This window comes from Pseudomonas sp. PI1 (assembly GCF_000812405.1).
Lineage (GTDB): Bacteria > Pseudomonadota > Gammaproteobacteria > Pseudomonadales > Pseudomonadaceae > Pseudomonas > Pseudomonas citronellolis.
In genome coordinates, this window is record NZ_JWMC01000091.1 from 40,763 (window position 1) to 57,109 (window position 16,347).

The 16,347-nt window shown below is 67.6% G+C and carries 13 protein-coding genes and 1 pseudogene; 7 read left to right on the plus strand and 7 right to left on the minus strand.

Translation table 11 applies throughout. From position 1 onward, the window contains the following. On the minus strand, nt 1-870 hold the full coding sequence (locus RN02_RS26840; RefSeq protein ID WP_177331077.1) for an HDOD domain-containing protein: 870 nt from the start codon (nt 868-870) through the stop codon (nt 1-3). Between the two features lie 71 nt (nt 871-941). On the opposite strand from RN02_RS26840, the gene ung reads away from it, so the two are divergent. Continuing rightward, complete coding sequence (ung, locus tag RN02_RS26845; protein WP_043318197.1) at nt 942-1,637, plus strand: uracil-DNA glycosylase; 696 nt, start codon at nt 942-944, stop codon at nt 1,635-1,637. 422 nt (nt 1,638-2,059) lie between these two features. Here the strand turns inward: ung and RN02_RS26850 are convergent, their stop codons facing one another. Further along, a complete protein-coding gene (locus RN02_RS26850; protein WP_043318199.1) occupies nt 2,060-2,974 on the minus strand; it encodes a LysR substrate-binding domain-containing protein in 915 nt (304 codons plus the stop codon). A 103-nt stretch (nt 2,975-3,077) separates the two neighbouring features. Here RN02_RS26850 and RN02_RS26855 point away from each other — a divergent pair, with 103 nt between their 5' ends. The 5 genes and pseudogenes from RN02_RS26855 to RN02_RS26870 all read left to right on the plus strand — a co-directional run bounded on the left by RN02_RS26855 (nt 3,078) and on the right by RN02_RS26870 (nt 8,467). Further along, on the plus strand, nt 3,078-4,163 hold the full coding sequence (locus RN02_RS26855) for a tartrate dehydrogenase (RefSeq protein WP_043318200.1): 1,086 nt from the start codon (nt 3,078-3,080) through the stop codon (nt 4,161-4,163). Nucleotides 4,164-4,413: 250 nt separating this feature from the next. Further along, nucleotides 4,414-6,018 carry a BCCT family transporter gene (locus tag RN02_RS26860; protein ID WP_043318202.1) on the plus strand — a complete coding sequence of 535 codons (1,605 nt, stop codon included), beginning with the start codon at nt 4,414-4,416 and terminating at the stop codon, nt 6,016-6,018. 136 nt (nt 6,019-6,154) lie between these two features. After that, entirely contained in the window at nt 6,155-7,276 is a 1,122-nt protein-coding gene (locus RN02_RS26865) for an aromatic ring-hydroxylating oxygenase subunit alpha (protein WP_043318205.1), read from the plus strand. 41 nt (nt 7,277-7,317) lie between these two features. After that, nucleotides 7,318-7,443 (plus strand): annotated as a pseudogene (locus tag RN02_RS32830) (aldehyde dehydrogenase family protein); the annotation flags it as partial. A 61-nt stretch (nt 7,444-7,504) separates the two neighbouring features. Then, nucleotides 7,505-8,467, plus strand: coding sequence for a PDR/VanB family oxidoreductase (locus RN02_RS26870; protein WP_043318207.1), 963 nt, complete (start codon nt 7,505-7,507; stop codon nt 8,465-8,467). 322 nt (nt 8,468-8,789) lie between these two features. Here the strand turns inward: RN02_RS26870 and RN02_RS26875 are convergent, their stop codons facing one another. The 5 genes from RN02_RS26875 to ydcS all read right to left on the minus strand — a co-directional run bounded on the left by RN02_RS26875 (nt 8,790) and on the right by ydcS (nt 14,564). Continuing rightward, nucleotides 8,790-10,214: a gamma-aminobutyraldehyde dehydrogenase gene (locus RN02_RS26875; protein ID WP_043318209.1), complete on the minus strand. Its 1,425-nt coding sequence runs from the start codon at nt 10,212-10,214 to the stop codon at nt 8,790-8,792. Between the two features lie 53 nt (nt 10,215-10,267). After that, nucleotides 10,268-11,074, minus strand: a complete 807-nt coding sequence (locus RN02_RS26880) for an ABC transporter permease (RefSeq protein ID WP_009618775.1) — start codon at nt 11,072-11,074, stop codon at nt 10,268-10,270. Further along, nucleotides 11,064-11,969, minus strand: a complete 906-nt coding sequence (locus RN02_RS26885) for an ABC transporter permease (protein WP_043318211.1) — start codon at nt 11,967-11,969, stop codon at nt 11,064-11,066. Before RN02_RS26885 ends, RN02_RS26880 begins: the two co-directional genes overlap by 11 nt. Then, nucleotides 11,966-12,985, minus strand: coding sequence for an ABC transporter ATP-binding protein (locus tag RN02_RS26890; protein ID WP_043318213.1), 1,020 nt, complete (start codon nt 12,983-12,985; stop codon nt 11,966-11,968). Before RN02_RS26890 ends, RN02_RS26885 begins: the two co-directional genes overlap by 4 nt. 439 nt (nt 12,986-13,424) lie before the next feature. Further along, a complete protein-coding gene (ydcS, locus tag RN02_RS26895) occupies nt 13,425-14,564 on the minus strand; it encodes a putative ABC transporter substrate-binding protein YdcS (RefSeq protein ID WP_043272108.1) in 1,140 nt (379 codons plus the stop codon). A 373-nt stretch (nt 14,565-14,937) separates the two neighbouring features. Between ydcS and RN02_RS26900 the strand changes: the two genes are divergently transcribed. Beyond that, the gene (locus RN02_RS26900) at nt 14,938-16,347 is read left to right on the plus strand and encodes a circularly permuted type 2 ATP-grasp protein (protein ID WP_043318215.1); all 1,410 of its coding nucleotides are present in this window, start codon (nt 14,938-14,940) and stop codon (nt 16,345-16,347) included.

Here is a 16,347-nt window from a genome sequence, read left to right on the forward strand (position 1 = left end):
TCAGCGGCCGGCGAGCAGGCGCTGCCAGAGCTTCACTTCTTCGTTCAATTGCGCGCGCAACTGCGGGATGGGCTGTTGCAGCGCCGGGCAGTTCTGCGCCAGGCGGCGGAAGGCCGGCAGCTCGGCCAGGGCATCGCCGGCCAGGGCCGGATTGCGCAGTTGCTCGGCCACCTGCACCAGGTCGGCGAGGTCGGCCGCGCCGTCGTGCTCGCGCTCCCAGCGGCTGCGCTGGCGGGCGCATTCGATGGTCAGGGTGGGCAGTTTCCAGACGGTCATGATGACCACGCCGATGTCGCCGGACAGCTGCTCGCACAGGCGCTGCAGCGACTCGGCGTCGCGCGGGTACTGCGGCCAGCGCTCCAGCTCGGCCAATAGCGGCAGGCTGCCGACGTCCTGCAGCAGGCCGCCGAGGATGGCGTCGTCGGCCTCGGCCACCTGGCTGTGCTGGGCGAGCAGGGCGCTGTAGGCGGCGCGTTCGCGGGCGGCGTTCCAGCGCGCGCGGAACATCTGCTGGAGGATGCGTTCCTTGCCGATGTAGAGGTTGCGCAGGGAGAAGCCCAGCACCAGGTTGCCCAGGCGCCGCGTGCCCAGGCGCGCCAAAACGTCGCGCAGCGAGGCGCAGGGGCGCGCGCCGCGCAGCAGCGGGCTTTCGGCGAACTGCATGAGGTAGGCGGCCAGCGGCGGGTCGGCGTTGATCACCCGCGCCAGTTGCTCCAGCGAAGTGCGCGCATCGCCCAGCAGGCGGCGCACGCGCAGGTGCGACTCGGGCATCTGCGGCACCTTGGCCTCGCCCTTGAGAAAACGGTTGTACAGCGCGAAGCGCACGGCGTCGGCAGGGGGGATGGCAGGAGAGCTTTCCGAGGGATCCATGGACTTTGCCGCATTGACAAGGGGCGGGAGCTTTTCTTAGGGTGCGGCGGCCATGTTCCATCAGGTGTCCCATGACCGAGACCGACGATCGTATCAAACTGGAAGAGAGCTGGAAGAGTGCCCTGCGCGAGGAGTTCGACAAGCCGTACATGCGCGAGCTGGGCGAATTCCTGCGCAAGGAGAAGGCCGCCGGCAAGGTGATCTACCCGCCGGGCCCGCTGATCTTCAACGCCCTCAACTCCACGCCGCTGGACAAGGTGAAGGTGGTGATCATCGGCCAGGATCCCTACCACGGTCCCGGCCAGGCCCACGGCCTGTGCTTCTCGGTGCAGCCGGGGGTGCCGGCGCCGCCGTCGTTGCAGAACATCTACAAGGAGCTGCAGCGCGACCTGAACGTCCCCATCCCCAGCCACGGCTACCTGCAGCACTGGGCGGAGCAGGGCGTGCTGCTGCTCAACACCTCGCTGACGGTGGAGCAGGCCCGCGCCGGCTCCCACGCCCAGGCCGGCTGGCAGCAGTTCACCGACCGGGTGATCGAGGTGGTCAACGAGCGCTGCGACGGCGTGGTCTTCCTGCTCTGGGGCTCCCACGCGCAGAGCAAGCAGAAGCTGATCGACCCGCGCAAGCACCTGATCCTCAAGTCCGCCCATCCGTCGCCGTTGTCGGCCTACCGTGGCTTCCTCGGCAACGGGCATTTCAGCCGGACCAACAAGTTCCTCGAGCAGAATGGCAAGACGCCGATCGATTGGGCGTTGCCGGAGGTTTGAGGGGCTGGGGTTGTGTATGCCGGGTGTTTCGGTGCTGGGGGTGGCCGCGCGCCCTCTCCCCAGCCCTCGGCTGCGCGCCCCGCCCTGAAGGGAGAGGGGGCTGTCCTGAGAGGAGTGGAAGTCAGGCTTCATCCTGAAAGTTCTACTGCGTTGCGGTATCAGGCTGAAACCGATCAACCCGACCGCGCCGAACGGCCCCCTCTCCCTCTGGGAGAGGGCTGGGGTGAGGGTAGGGAGTCAACCCGAAGCACAACCGCCGACGGTGAACACAATCGCGGACGGAGTCCGCTCCTACCCCCTCCGGTAAGCACAAGACCCGTAGGATGGTGTTGAGCGAAGCGATACCCATCACCGCAACTGCCAGCGGTGAACACCGTTCGCGAGCAAGCTCGCTCCTACGAAAAGCCTTCAGCCTTCCCCGTTCAACTCTCCGGCAGCGTATAGCGCTCGGCGAAATACTGCCGGAAGAACTCTACCGCCACCCGCACCCTGGCCGAGCTGGCCAGGGGCGCGGCGTGCACCGCCCAGATGTCCGCCTGCTGCTGGTATTCCGGCAGCACCTGCACCAGGCGGCCGTCGGCCAGGCTGTCGTGCACGTCCCACCAGGAGCGCAGGAGGATGCCGCGGCCGTCCAGGCACCACTGGTGCACCACCTCGCCGTGGTTGGATGACAGCGGCCCGGTGACCTTCACGTTCTCCTCGCCGCTGGGGCCCTCCAGGTGCCAGACGCCGAAGGGGTGGTCGCGCTCCTTGATCACCAGGCAGTCGTGGCTGGTCAGCTCGGCCAGGCTGCGCGGCGTGCCGCGGCGCTCCAGGTAGGCCGGCGCCGCGCAGAGCACCCGGCGGTTCTTCGCCAGGGGCTTGGCGATGAGGTTGGCGGCGATCTCGTTGCCCACGCGGATGTCCAGGTCCACGCCCTCGGCCACCAGGTCCACCAGGCGGTCGTGGACGTCCAGGCGGATGTCCAGCTGCGGGTAGCGCGCCGCCAGCTCCGACAGCGCCGGGGCGACGAAGCGTCGGCCCAGGCCCAGGCTGCTAGCGATGCGCAGCTGGCCGCTGGGTTCTCGGTGCAGCGCCGAGACCTCGTCGCCCATGCGCTGCACCGAGTCGAGAATGCGCAGCGCCCAGTGGTACACCCGTTCGCCGTCCTCGCTCACCGACACCCGCCGGGTGGTGCGGTGCAGCAGGCGCACGCCGAGGTTCTGTTCCAGCAGGCGGATGCGCTTGCTGATGAAGGCGGTGGACATGCCCAGCTCGCTGGCGGCGGCGGCGAAGCTCGCGCGCTTGGCGACCTGGACGAAGACGGCGAGGTCTTCCAGGTTCGGCAGATTGTTCACGATTCGTGTCTTAAGAATCCATGGAAAGCAGGATTATGTTTTCGAATGGCGCTTATAGCATGGTCGGCACGACAAGCCCTACAGCCACAAGAGTGTGCCCAGCATGAGCAAGACCTATCGCATCGCCGCCATCGCCGGCGACGGCATCGGCAACGAAGTCCTCCCCGAAGGCCTGCGCGTCGTCCAGGCGGCGGCCGCCAAACACGGCCTGGCGCTGGAGTTCGAGCACTTCGAGTGGGCCAGCTGCGACTACTACCTGCAGCACGGCAAGATGATGCCCGACGACTGGTTCCAGCAGCTGCAGGGCTTCGACGCCCTGTACTTCGGCGCGGTCGGCTGGCCGGACAAGGTGCCCGACCACATCTCCCTGTGGGGCTCGCTGCTGAAGTTCCGCCGCGAGTTCGACCAGTACGTGAACATCCGCCCGGTGCGCCTGTTCCCCGGCGTGCCGTGCCCGCTGGCGAACAAGCAGCCCGGCGACATCGACTTCGTGGTGATCCGCGAGAACACCGAGGGCGAGTACTCGTCCCTGGGCGGGCGCATGTTCGAAGGCACCGAGAACGAGTTCGTGCTGCAGGAATCGGTGTTCACCCGCCGCGGCGTCGACCGCATCCTCAAGTACGCCTTCGACCTGGCCCAGAGCCGCGAGCGCAAGCGTCTGACCTCGGCCACCAAGTCCAACGGCATGGCCGTGAGCATGCCCTACTGGGACGAGCGAACCGAGGCCATGGCCGCCAACTACCCGCAGATCACCTGGGACAAGCAGCACATCGACATCCTCTGCGCGCGCTTCGTGCTGCAGCCCGAGCGCTTCGACGTGGTGGTGGCCTCCAACCTGTTCGGCGACATCCTCTCCGACCTCGGCCCGGCCTGCGCCGGCACCATCGGCATCGCGCCCTCGGCCAACCTCAACCCCGAGCGCAGGTTCCCCTCGCTGTTCGAGCCGGTGCACGGCTCGGCGCCGGACATCTACGGCAAGAACATCGCCAACCCCATCGCCATGATCTGGTCCGGCGCGCTGATGCTGGACTTCCTCGGCCAGGGCGACGCGCGCTATCGCGCCGCCCATGACGACATCCTCGCGGCCATCGAGCAGGTCATCGCCGCAGGCGAGGTGACCCGCGACATGGGCGGCCAGCGCTCCACCCAGGAAGTGGGCGAGGCCATCGCCGCGCGCGTCGCCGGCTGAGTTCCCCCGGCCCGCTGCGCAACGGGAAGGCGCAGCGGGCCGCCAATGATCCGGAAGGCCCCATGAGACCTGCGCTTCAGGCTTGCAGGCAGAAAACGTTACGGGCACAATGTTAACCATTGGATTTTGGTTAACTTAAGGTTTACAGAAGGAAGCGCAAGCACAGCCGAACGAAACAATCCTTCCCACCCACAGACGGGATTTGCCTACCCACGGGCGGGGAGACTTCCATAGCTCCAGGAGTCGATTGATGTCGCACAAGAACAAAAAGATTGATGTGTTCCTGATAACCGTAAGCCTCGTCGCCGTGCTGCTCACCGTGGTCGGCCTGGCCGCGTTCCCGGAACAGTCCGGGCAGCTGGCCAACACCCTGTTCGAACTCTCCACCCGCACCTTCGGCACCAGCGTGCAGCTGCTGGTGTTCTCCAGCTCCCTGGTGGTGCTGTACCTGGCCTTCAGCAAGTACGGCCACATCCGCCTGGGGAGCGGCAAGCCGGAATACTCCACCGCCACCTGGGTGTTCATGTTCATCTGCGCCGGCATGGGTTCCTCGACCCTGTACTGGGGCGTGATGGAGTGGGCCTACTACTACCAGACCCCCGGCCTGAACATGGTCCCCGAGTCGGCCCAGGCGCTGGAATACAGCGTCAGCTACTCGTTCTTCCACTGGGGCATCAGCGCCTGGTCGATCTACGCCCTGGCCTCGCTGGCCATGGCCTACCACTTCCACGTGCGCAAGAAGAGCGGTCTGAACCTGGCTTCCATCGTCGAGGCCGTCACCGGCTTCAAGGCCACCGGCCCGGTGGGCCGCGCGGTGGACCTGATCTTCCTGCTGACCATGATGGGCGCGCTCACCGTGTCCCTGGCGCTGACCGCCTCGACGCTCACCCGCGGCCTCTCCGGCCTGGTCGGCACGCCCGACACCTTCATGGTGCAACTGATGGTCATCGGCGTGATCGCCGTGCTCTTCTCGCTCAGTTCCTACATCGGCATCGACGGCGGCCTGCAGCACCTGAGCAAGATGGTCTGCTACGGCGCCCTGGTGTTCGCCGCGGTGGTGCTGCTGGTCGGCCCGACGCAGTTCACCATCAACAACACGGCCAACGCCGTGGGCCTGATGATCCAGAACTACGTGCACATGAGCCTGTTCACCGACCCGGCCGGGGACGGCGCCTTCACCCGCAACTGGACGGTGTTCTACTGGCTCTGGTGGGTGTCCTACGCGCCCGGCGTGGCCATGTTCGTGACCCGCGTGTCGCGCGGCCGGCAGATCAGGGAAGTGGTGTTCGCCCTGCTGATGGGCGGCAGCTTCGGTTGCTGGTTCTTCTTCGGCGCGCTGGAAAGCTACAGCATGCACCAGTTCATCACCGGTGCCATCGACGTGCCGAAGATCCTCAGCGAGCACGGCGGCGAGAGCGCGGTGGAAGCGCTGCTGGCGGCCCTGCCGATGGGCAAGGCGTTCCTCGCCGTGTACCTGTTCATCATGGCGGTGTTCTGCGCCTCGCACATGGACGCCGCGGCCTACGCGGTGGCCGCCACCAGCACCCGCAACCTGCAGGAAGGCGACGACCCGACGCCGACCCACCGGCTGTTCTGGTGCGTGACCCTGACCCTGGTGCCGCTGGCCATGCTCTTCGCCAAGGCCTCGCTGTCGACCATGAAGACCGCGGTGGTGCTCACCGCCATCCCGTTCATGGCGATCCTGCTGGTGAAGATCTACGGCTTCCTCAAGTGGATGGTGCAGGACTACGGCTCGATGCCGGCGCACCTGATCGAGGAAGAGGCCGCCCGCCTGGCCGGCGAGGAGCCCCACGCCGAGCCGCAGCCGGTGGCCGCCGCGGCGCCCGCGCAGTAAGCGATACGGCCCGCCTCCCGAGCGGAGGCGGGCACCCCGCGGCAAATTTTTTTGCCCGGTTTGTTAACCAGTAGATATCCGTTAACCAATAAGTAAAAAGCACGGCGAGCCCGTGCCTGAAACCGGAGACCAACCGATGAACGACTTCCAGCGCCTGCCAGCCGATTTCTGCGCCAACCACGAAGAAGCCTTCACCATCCCCGCGCACTTCTACACCAGCAAGGCGGTGTACGAGCACGAGAAGGAAGCCATCTTCGCCCGCAGCTGGATCTGCGTGGCGCACCGCAGCGAGGTGGCGGAGAACAACGCCTACATCACCCGCGAGGTGATCGGCGAAAGCATCATCGTGGTGCGCGGCCGCGACGGCGTGCTGCGCGCTTTCTACAACGTCTGCCCGCACCGCGGCCACCAACTGCTGGAAGGCAGCGGCAAGGCCAAGAACGTCATCGCCTGCCCGTACCACGCCTGGACCTTCAAGCTCGACGGCGAGCTGACCCACGTGCGCAACTGCGACGCCGTGCAGGGCTTCGACAAGGGCGACTACGGCCTGGTGCCGCTGCGCGTGGAGGAATACGCCGGCTTCATCTTCATCAACATGGACAACGACGCCGGCAGCGTCGAAGACCAGTTGCCGGGCCTGCAGGCGCGCATGCGCCAGGCCTGCGCGGTGATCGACGACCTGCAGCTGGCGGCGCGCTTCGTCACCACCACCCCGGCCAACTGGAAGTCCATCGTCGACAACTACCTGGAGTGCTACCACTGCGGCCCGGCGCACCCCAGCTTCGCCGACTCGGTGGACGTCGGCCAGTACGGCCACACCCTGCACGGCAACTGGTCGCTGCAGTACGGCATCGCCAAGTCCTCGGAGCAGTCGTTCAAGGTCGACGAATCGGTCAAGGACCCGTCCTTCGCCGGCTTCTGGGCCTGGCCGTGCACCATGTTCAACGTGCCGCCGGGCGCCAACTTCATGACCGTGATCTACGAGTTCCCGGTGGACGCCGAGACCACCCTGCAGCACTACGACATCTACTTCCTCGACAAGGAACTGACCGAGGAGCAGAAGGTGCTGGTGGAGTGGTACCGCGACGTGTTCCGCCCCGAGGACCTGCGCCTGGTGGAAAGCGTGCAGAAGGGCCTGAAGTCCCGCGGCTACCGCGGCCAGGGCCGGATCATGGTGGACAAGCAGCGCAGCGGCATCAGCGAGCACGGCATCGCCCACTTCCACAACCTGATCGCCGTCGCCCACCTGGAAGACTGATGGCCAGCGCCGACACCGAGGTGATCGCGCTGGCTAGCGCCACCCAGCTGATCTCCAACGAGGTGGCGCCGTTCGGCGGGGTGAAGCAGTCCGGCCTGGGTCGCGAGGGCTCGAAGTGCGGCATCGAGGACTATCTGGAAATCAAGTACCTGTGCCTCGCCGTTTGAGCGGGGATAGGTCGCGGCGAGCGGCAGGGCCTGCCGCTCGCCGATGCAGTCGAGGTGAATGATGGCCAACAAATACGAGATGTTCAGCGTCCGCGTCAGCGCGGTGGAACAGGCGACGCCGCTGATCAAGCGCTTCACCCTGGTGCGCGAGGACGGCCAGCCGCTGCCGGCGTTCAGCGGCGGCAGCCATGTGATCGTGCAGGACCCGGCGGGTAGTTTCAGCAATGCCTACTCGCTGATGAGCGACCCGCGCGACCTCAGCCACTACCAGATCGGCGTGCGCCTGGAAGAGCAGTCCAGGGGCGGCTCGGCCTTCATGCACGGCCAGGTGGAGGTCGGTACCCGGCTGACCATCTCTACGCCGAACAACCTGTTCGCCCTGGACCCCGGCGCCGGGCGCCACGTGCTGATCGCCGGCGGCATCGGCATCACCCCGTTCCTGGCCCAGCTGCACGACCTGGAAGGCGGCGCTACGCCTTACGAGCTGCACTACGCGTTCCGCAGCCCGGAGCACGGCGCGTTCCAGGCCGAGCTGGAGCAGGGCCCGCATGCCGGGCACGTGCGCTTCTACATCGACAGCCTGGGGCGCAAGCTCGACCTGGCGGCGCTGTTCGCCGGCCTGGCGGGGGATGCCCATGTGTACGTGTGCGGGCCCAAGCCGCTGATCGATGCGGTGATCGAAGGCGCCAAGGCAGCCGGCATCGCGGACGAGCGCGTGCACTGGGAACAGTTCGCCGCCGCCCCGGTCGAAGGCGCCGCTTTCACCGTGGTGCTGGCCCGCTCCGGCCGCGAACTGCGGGTGGAGGAGGGCATGACCATCCTCCAGGCCATCGAGAACGTGAAGGCGGCCAAGGTCGAATGCCTGTGCCGCGAGGGCGTATGCGGCACCTGCGAGACGGCCATCCTCGAAGGCGAGGCGGAACATTTCGACCAGTACCTGAGCGACGAGGAAAAGGCTTCGCAGCAGAGCCTGATGCTCTGCGTATCGCGCGCCCGGACGGCGCGGTTGGTGATCGATCTCTGACACCGATGCGCTTCGTGGGCGCGCGCGTTGCGCGCGAATCGCGGGCAGGGCCCTACAGGTGGTTAGCCGGAGGTATCGGCGCGATTCGCGGATGAGATCCGCTCCTACGGGGTGGCCTCACACCCTGCTCTGACGACTGCGCCGATGCGCTCTTCGTAGGAGCGAGCTTGCTCGCGAACCCAACCATCCGTCACGCGTTCGCGGGAATGACGAGGGGGCGGGAGTATCAGGATGACTCTAAATTCCCCGCTCGCTCCGAACAGCCCCCTCTCCCGCTTGCGGGAGAGGGTTGGGGAGAGGGGCTCTTCGCGCCCGGCCCGCCTCAATGCTTGATCATCACGTGCCGCGCCACCGTGTAGTCCTCCAGGCCGTACAGCGACAGGTCCTTGCCGTAGCCGGACTGCTTGAAGCCGCCGTGGGGCATTTCGCTGCACAGCATGAAGTGGGTGTTGACCCAGGTGCAGCCGTACTGCAGGCGCGCCGCCACCCGGCTGGCGCGGCCGACGTCGCGGGTCCACACCGAGCTGGCCAGGCCGTACTCGGAGTCGTTGGCCCAGCGGATGGCCTGCTCGACGTCGCTGAACGGGGTGACCGAGACCACCGGGCCGAACACTTCGTTGCGCACTATCTCGTCGTCCTGCTGGGCGTTGGCCACCACCGTCGGCTGGTAGAAGAAGCCGTTGCCGGCCACCGCCGCGCCGCCGGTGGCGATGCGGATGTGCGGGCTGGCCTTGGCCCGTTCGACGAAGCCGGAGACGCGCTCGCGCTGGCTGGCGGTGATCAGCGGGCCCAGTTCGGTGGCCGGGTCGTCCTGCAGGCCGGTCTTCAGGCTGGACACGGCGTTGGCCAGGTCGGCGACGAAGTTGTCGTAGATCTTCTTGCCGGCGTAGATGCGGCAGGCCGCGGTGCAGTCCTGGCCGGCGTTGTAGAAGCCGAAGGTGCGGATGCCCTCGACCACGTCGGCCAGGTCGGCGTCGTCGAAGACGATCACCGGGGCCTTGCCGCCCAGTTCCATGTGCAGGCGCTTCACGCTGTCGGCGGCGCTGCGGATGATTGCCTTGCCGGTGCCCACCGAGCCGGTCAGCGAGACCATGCGCACCAGCGGGTGGCTTACCAGCGGGCTGCCCACCGTGGGGCCGCGGCCGAACACCAGGTTGACCACCCCGGCGGGGAACAGCTCGGCGATGAATTCGGCCAGGCGCAGGGCGGTCAGCGGCGTCTGCTCCGAGGGCTTGAGCACCACGCAGTTGCCGGCGGCCAGGGCCGGGCCGAGCTTCCAGGCGGCCATCATCAGCGGGTAGTTCCAGGGCGCGATGGAGGCGATCACTCCCACCGGGTCGCGGCGGATCATCGAGGTGAAGCCGGGCAGGTACTCGCCGGCCGCCGAGCCGGGCAGGCAGCGGCAGGCCCCGGCGAAGAAGCGGAACACGTCGGCGATGGCCGGGATCTCGTCGTTCAGCGCGGCGGCGTAGGGTTTGCCGCAGTTCTGCGATTCCAGGCGCGCCAGCTCCGCGGCGTGTTCCTCGATTTTATCGGCCAGGCGCAGCAGGAGCTGCGCGCGGTCCTTCGGGGTGGTCTGCGACCAGCCGTCGAAGGCGGCGTCGGCGGCGCGCACGGCGGCGTCCACCTGGGCCTCGCTGGCCTCGGCTATCTGGCCCAGCACCTCGCCGGTGGAGGGGTTGAGGATGTCCAGTTTCTCGCCTTCGCCGGCGACGAACTGGCCGTTGATCAGGAGTTTGCTTTGCATTGCGGGGCTCCTCTGCTTCGGTGGCTGGATGCCCGCCGCGGCGGGCCGCCGGTTCACTTGCCGCCGCCGGCCACGTCGCTGGTGCCGCGGGTCAGGTAGTAGGCGCCGAGGATCGGCAGCATGGTCGCCAGCATCACCAGCATGGCCACCACGTTGGTGATGGGCACGTCGCGCGGGCGGGTGAGCTGGTTCAGCAGCCACAGCGGCAGGGTGCGCTCGTGGCCGGCGGTGAAGGTGGTGACGATGATCTCGTCGAAGGACAGCGCGAAGGCCAGCATGCCGCCGGCCAGCAGGGCGGTGGCGATGTTCGGCAGGACGATGTAGCGGAAGGTCTGCCAGCCGTCGGCGCCCAGGTCCATGGAGGCCTCGATGAGGCTGAACGAGGTGCGGCGGAAGCGCGCTATCACGTTGTTGTAGACGATCACCACGCAGAAGGTCGCGTGGCCGATGACGATGGTCAGGAAGCCCGGTTCGATGCCGAGGGTCTTGAACGCCGAGAGCAGCGCGATGCCGGTGATGATGCCGGGCAGGGCGATCGGCAGGATGAGCATCAGCGAGATGCCTTCCTTGCCGAAGAAGTCGCGGCGGTACAGCGCGCCGGCGGCCAGGGTGCCGAGGACCATGGCCACCAGGGTGGCGACGCAGGCGATCTTCACCGACAGCCAGATGGCGTCGAGCACGTCGCCGCGCTGGGCCACCTCGGCGAACCAGCGCAGGGTGAAGCCCTGCAGCGGGAAGCTGTAGGCCGACTCCTCGGTGTTGAAGGCGTAGAGCAGGATCACCAGGATCGGGAAGTGCAGGAACACCAGCCCGCCCCAGGCGGCCAGGCGCAAGGCCCAGGAAGCTCGCTCAGAGTGCATCGAAGGCCCCCAGCCGCTTGGCGATGGACAGGTAGACGGCGATCAGCACGATGGGCACCAGGGTGAAGGCCGCGGCCAGCGGCATGTTGCCGATGGAGCCCTGCTGCACGTAGACCATGGTGCCGATGAACAGCCCGCTGGGGCCCACCAACTGCGGGATGATGAAGTCGCCCAGGGTCAGGCTGAAGGTGAAGATGGAGCCGGCCACCACGCCGGGGAAGGCCAGCGGCAGGATGACCTGGGCGAAGGTCTGCCGCGGCCGCGCGCCCAGGTCGGCGCTGGCCTGCAGCAGCGACGGCGGCAGGCGCTCGAGGGCGGCCTGGATCGGCAGGATCATGAACGGCAGCCAGATGTAGGTGAACACCCAGAAGCGCCCCAGGTGCGAGGTGGACAGGGTGTTGCCGCCCACCCCGGGCACGTCCAGCAGCAGGTCGAGCAGGCCCAGCAGGTGCAGCTTCTCGATGATCCAGTAGAGGATGCCGCCCTTGGCCAGGATCACCGTCCAGGCGTAGGCCTTGACGATGTAGCTGGCCCACATCGGCAGCATCACCGCGATATAGAAGAAGGCCTTTTCCTTGGGCCCGGCGAAGCGCGCCATGTAGTAGGCGATGGGGAAGGCCAGCACGGCGCTGGCCAGGGACACCGCCACGGCCATGCCCAGGGTGCGCAGCACGATGTCGTAGTTGGCCGGGTTGAACAGCGCCGCGTAGTTGGCCAGGGTCAGCTGCGGCGTCACCGCCATGGTGAAGTCGTCGAAGGTGTAGAAGCTCTGCCAGAGCAGGGCGAACAGCGCACCGATGTAGATCACCCCGAACCACAGCAGCGGCGGGATCAGCAGCATCAGCAGGTAGAGACTGCTGCGCCGGTAGAGGAAGCTTGTGACGGCGCGCATCATGGCAGCGGTTCCTCGCGCAGCGGCACCAGCGCGCTGCGCGCCCAGCAGGCGCTGACCGCCTCGCCGGGCTGCGGGCGCTGCTCCTCGCGCTCGCCGTTGGGCAGCGCGGCCACCAGCCGGCCGCCGGCGTCCAGGGCGATCTCGTAGCGGCTGGCGGCGCCCAGGTACTGCACGTCCACCAGGGTGCCGGCGACCTGCAGCTCACCCTCGCGCGGCTGGCCGAAGCGCACGTGCTCCGGGCGCAGCGACCAGGCCCCGGCCGCGCCGAGCAGGCGCTGGGCGAGGTCGCCGCGCAGCACGTTGGCGGTGCCGACGAACTCGGCGACGAAGGGCGTGGCCGGCTTCATGTAGAGGTTGCGCGGGGTGTCGACCTGTTCGATGCGGCCCTTGTTGAACACTGCCACGCGGTCGGACATGGACAGCGCCTCGCCCTGGTCGTGGGTGACGAAGATGAAGGTGATGCCCAACTGGCGCTGCAGTTTCTTCAGCTCCACCTGCATCTGCTCGCGCAGCTTCAGGTCCAGCGCGCCCAGGGGTTCGTCCAGCAACAGCACCCGCGGGCGGTTGACCAGAGCCCGGGCCAGGGCCACGCGCTGGCGCTGGCCGCCGGAAAGCTGCGCCGGCTTGCGGCTGCCGTAGGTGGCGAGGGCGACCATGTCCAACGCCTCTTCGGCGCGCTTGAGGCGCTCGGCCTTGGCCACGCCCTTGACCTTGAGGCCATAGGCGACGTTGTCCAGCACGTTCATGTGCGGGAACAGCGCATAGTCCTGGAACACCGTGTTCACGTCGCGCTCGTAGGGCGGCAGCCCGGCGGCCTCCTGGCCGTGGATGCGGATGGAGCCGGCGGAGGGCTGCTCGAACCCGGCGATCAGCCGCAGGCAGGTGGTCTTGCCTGAGCCGGAGGGGCCGAGCATGGAGAAGAACTCGCCATCGCGGATTTCGATGGACACCCGGTCGACGGCTTTCACCTCGCCGTAGTGGCGGCTCACCTCGGTGAACTGGACGGCTGTGGTCATGGCGCTACCCGCGTGGCTGGTGTGCTTTAACAGGGTAGTGCATGGGGGAGGGGCCGACGTGGGGCGTACGACCGTTTGCGGTTGTATGCCGTTGTGCCCGAGGTCGAGCCCGAGTGGGCCGGCGATCGAGGTCAGGCGGCGGATAACCGCGAACGGTTATTCGCCCTACGCTCCTGGATGCTTGATCGTGGCGGGGAGGGCGTTCCCTCTCCCTAACCCTCTCCCTGAAGGGAGAGGGGACCGTTGGGCAGGGTTGGGTGTTTTGGAGTCAGCCGGCTAGCACCGTTTCTTCCGGTTGAAACCATTCGTCCTCTCGGCACGGACTAGCCCCCTCTCCCTTCAGGGAGAGGGTTGGGGAGAGGGTGTTCTTGATCCTGGCGCCGACGCCACCGGCAAACCCCGTTCGCGAGCAAGCTCGCTCCTACGAAAAGCCGGAGCGCTACCGCCCGCCCATGATCGCGATGTAATCCTGCGTCCAGCGGCTATAGGGCACGTACTTCCCGCCCTCCGCCTGCGGCGTCTTCCAGAAGGCGATGCGCTCGAACTGGTCGTAGCCGTTGGTGGCGCAGCCTTCGGCGCCGAGCAGCTGGCTGCCCTTGCAACCGGCCGGCGCCGCCGGCACCGAGCCGAACCAGGCGGCGACGTCGCCCTGCACCTTGGGCTCCAGCGACCAGTTCAGCCACTTGTAGGCGCAGTTCGGGTGCTTGGCGTCGACGTGCAGCATGGTGGTGTCGGCCCAGCCGGTCACGCCCTCGGCGGGGATGGTCGAGGCGATCGGCTGTTTCTCGCCCTGCAGGGCGTTGACCTGGTAGGGCCAGGAGCCGGAGGCGGCCACGCCTTCGTTCTTGAAGTCGCTCATCTGCACGGTCGCGTCGTGCCAGTAGCGGTGGATCAGCGCGTGCTGGGCGCGCAGCAGCTTGAGCACCGCGGCGTACTGCGCCTCGGTGAGCTGGTACGGGTCCTGGATGCCCAGGGACGGCTCGGTGGCCTTCAGGTAGAGCGCGGCGTCGGCGATGTAGATGGGCCCGTCGTAGGCCTGCACGCGGCCCTTGTTGCTCTTGCCGTCGGGCAGTTGCTGTTCCTTGAACACCACGCTCCAGCTGTCCGGCGCCTTGGGGAACACCTTGGTGTTGTACATCAGCACGTTCGGGCCCCACTGGTAGGGCGTGCCGTAGTGCTTGCCGTCCACGGTGTGCCAGGGCGCGTCCTGCAGGCGCGGGTCGACGTTCTTCCAGTTGGGGATCAGGCTGACGTCGATCGGCTGCACGCGCTTGCCGTACACCAGGCGCAGCGAGGCATCGCCCGAGGCGGTGACCAGGTCGTAGCCGCCCTTGGCCATCAGGCTGACCATCTCGTCGGAGGTGGCGGCGGTCTTCACGTTGACCTTGCAGCCGGTCTCCTTCTCGAAGGGCGTCACCCAGTCGTAGTTCTTGTCGCTCTCGCCGCGCTCGATGTAGCCGGGCCAGGCGATGATGTCGAGGGCGCCCTCGGGCGCGCCGAGCTGGGCGGCCTGCGGGGCGGCGCTGGCCAGGGCGCAGGCGCCGGCGAAGGCCAGGGGGGCGAGTTTCGGGGAAGGCATGGTCGGACTCCTGTTGGGGGTTCGGAGCCTCTGCGGTCGTAGCGCACCGCGGGCGGGGCACCTGGGCGGACAGCATGTGTCATGGCGAAACGACATCTCTGGCAGCCTAGCCGCGCCCGGCGGGGGCTACAAGCGCAGGCTCGCCATCCACGCATAAGCATAGGCGCAAGCGCGCCGGGCCGGTCGCCGCCACTGGCCTAGACTGAAGCGGTTGGCGCCAAAAGGGGCGGCGCCGGCCCGCTGCCCGCGCCGGTTGCACCAAAGTGGCGCGCCAGTGCCGGGCCTGTTTTGCAAGCCATTGAAACCCAAGGCTTTGTTTCGATGGCACGGGGCTTGCGATGGCAAGGCTACTGGTGGCGACAAGGAGTTCGGCATGTCCCGCACTTTCTACGACGAGATGTATGACGCGAATGGCCAGTGCCGGGCGCACTACCGCGAATTCGCCCGCTGGCTGGCGGCGGCGCCGCCGGAAACCCTGGAGCAGCGCCGGCGCGAGGCCGACCTGCTGTTCCACCGCGCCGGCATCACCTTCACCCTCTATGGCGACGAGCAGGGCACCGAGCGCCTGATCCCCTTCGACACCATCCCGCGCAGCATTCCCATGAGCGAATGGCGCGTGGTGGAGCGCGGCTGCATCCAGCGGGTGCGCGCGCTGAACATGTTCCTCGCCGACCTCTACCACGGGCAGCGCATCATCAAGGCCGGGGTGGTCCCGGCGGAACAGGTGCTGACCAACGAGGGCTACCAGATCGCCATGCAGGGCCTGGACCTGCACCGCGACCTCTATGCCCACATCGCCGGCGTCGACCTGGTGCGCGACGCCGACGGCAGCTACTACGTGCTGGAGGACAACCTGCGCACCCCCAGCGGCGTGAGCTACATGCTCGAAGACCGCAAGATGATGATGCGGCTGTTCCCCGAGCTGTTCGCCGCGCAGCGCATCGCGCCCATCGACCACTACCCGAACCTGCTGCTGGAGACCCTGCGCAGCTCCAGCCCGCTGGACAACCCCAGCGTGGTGGTGCTGACCCCCGGGCGCTTCAACAGCGCCTACTTCGAGCACGCCTTCCTGGCCCGCGAGATGGGCGTGGAACTGGTGGAAGGCGCCGACCTGTTCGTCCGCGACGAGCGCGTGTACATGCGCACCACCGCCGGCCCGCGCCCGGTGGACGTGATCTACCGGCGCCTGGACGACGCCTTCCTCGACCCGCTGGCCTTCAACCCCGAGTCGATGCTCGGCGTGCCCGGCCTGCTGGCGGCCTACCGCGCCGGCAACGTGGTGCTGGCCAACGCCATCGGCACCGGGGTGGCCGACGACAAGTCGATCTACCCCTACGTCGGCGACATGGTGCGTTTCTACCTGTCCGAGGAGCCCATCCTGAAGAACGTGCCCACCTGGCAGTGCCGCAAGCCAGCCGACCTGTCCCACGTGCTGGCGCACCTGCCGCAGTTGGTGGTCAAGGAAACCCAGGGTTCCGGCGGCTACGGCATGCTCGTCGGCCCGGCCGCCAGCAGCCAGGAGATCGAGGCCTTCCGCGAGCGCATCAAGGCCCGCCCGCACGCCTACATCGCCCAGCCGACGCTGTGCCTGTCGACCTGCCCGACCTACGTCGACAGCGGCATCGCGCCGCGGCACATCGACCTGCGGCCGTTCGTGCTGTCCGGCCGCGAGACGCGCCTGGTGCCCGGCGGGCTGACCCGCGTGGCGCTGCGCGAGGGCTCGCTGGTGGTCAATTCGTCACAGGGTGGCGGTACCAAGGACACCTGGGTGGTGGAGGACTGA

Bases quoted from the DNA above. Each gene is read 5' to 3' on its own strand.
- RN02_RS26870 (WP_043318207.1), top strand. From the start codon at position 7,505: ATGGCCAACAAATACGAGATGTTCAGCGTCCGCGTCAGCGCGGTGGAA.
- ydcS (WP_043272108.1), bottom strand. From the start codon at position 14,564: ATGCCTTCCCCGAAACTCGCCCCCCTGGCCTTCGCCGGCGCCTGCGCC.
- RN02_RS26855 (WP_043318200.1), top strand. From the start codon at position 3,078: ATGAGCAAGACCTATCGCATCGCCGCCATCGCCGGCGACGGCATCGGC.
- RN02_RS26885 (WP_043318211.1), bottom strand. From the start codon at position 11,969: ATGATGCGCGCCGTCACAAGCTTCCTCTACCGGCGCAGCAGTCTCTAC.
- RN02_RS26900 (WP_043318215.1), top strand. From the start codon at position 14,938: ATGTCCCGCACTTTCTACGACGAGATGTATGACGCGAATGGCCAGTGC.
- RN02_RS26860 (WP_043318202.1), top strand. From the start codon at position 4,414: ATGTCGCACAAGAACAAAAAGATTGATGTGTTCCTGATAACCGTAAGC.
- ung (WP_043318197.1), top strand. From the start codon at position 942: ATGACCGAGACCGACGATCGTATCAAACTGGAAGAGAGCTGGAAGAGT.
- RN02_RS26875 (WP_043318209.1), bottom strand. From the start codon at position 10,214: ATGCAAAGCAAACTCCTGATCAACGGCCAGTTCGTCGCCGGCGAAGGC.
- RN02_RS26840 (WP_177331077.1), bottom strand. From the start codon at position 870: ATGGATCCCTCGGAAAGCTCTCCTGCCATCCCCCCTGCCGACGCCGTG.
- RN02_RS26890 (WP_043318213.1), bottom strand. From the start codon at position 12,985: ATGACCACAGCCGTCCAGTTCACCGAGGTGAGCCGCCACTACGGCGAG.
- RN02_RS26880 (WP_009618775.1), bottom strand. From the start codon at position 11,074: ATGCACTCTGAGCGAGCTTCCTGGGCCTTGCGCCTGGCCGCCTGGGGC.
- RN02_RS26865 (WP_043318205.1), top strand. From the start codon at position 6,155: ATGAACGACTTCCAGCGCCTGCCAGCCGATTTCTGCGCCAACCACGAA.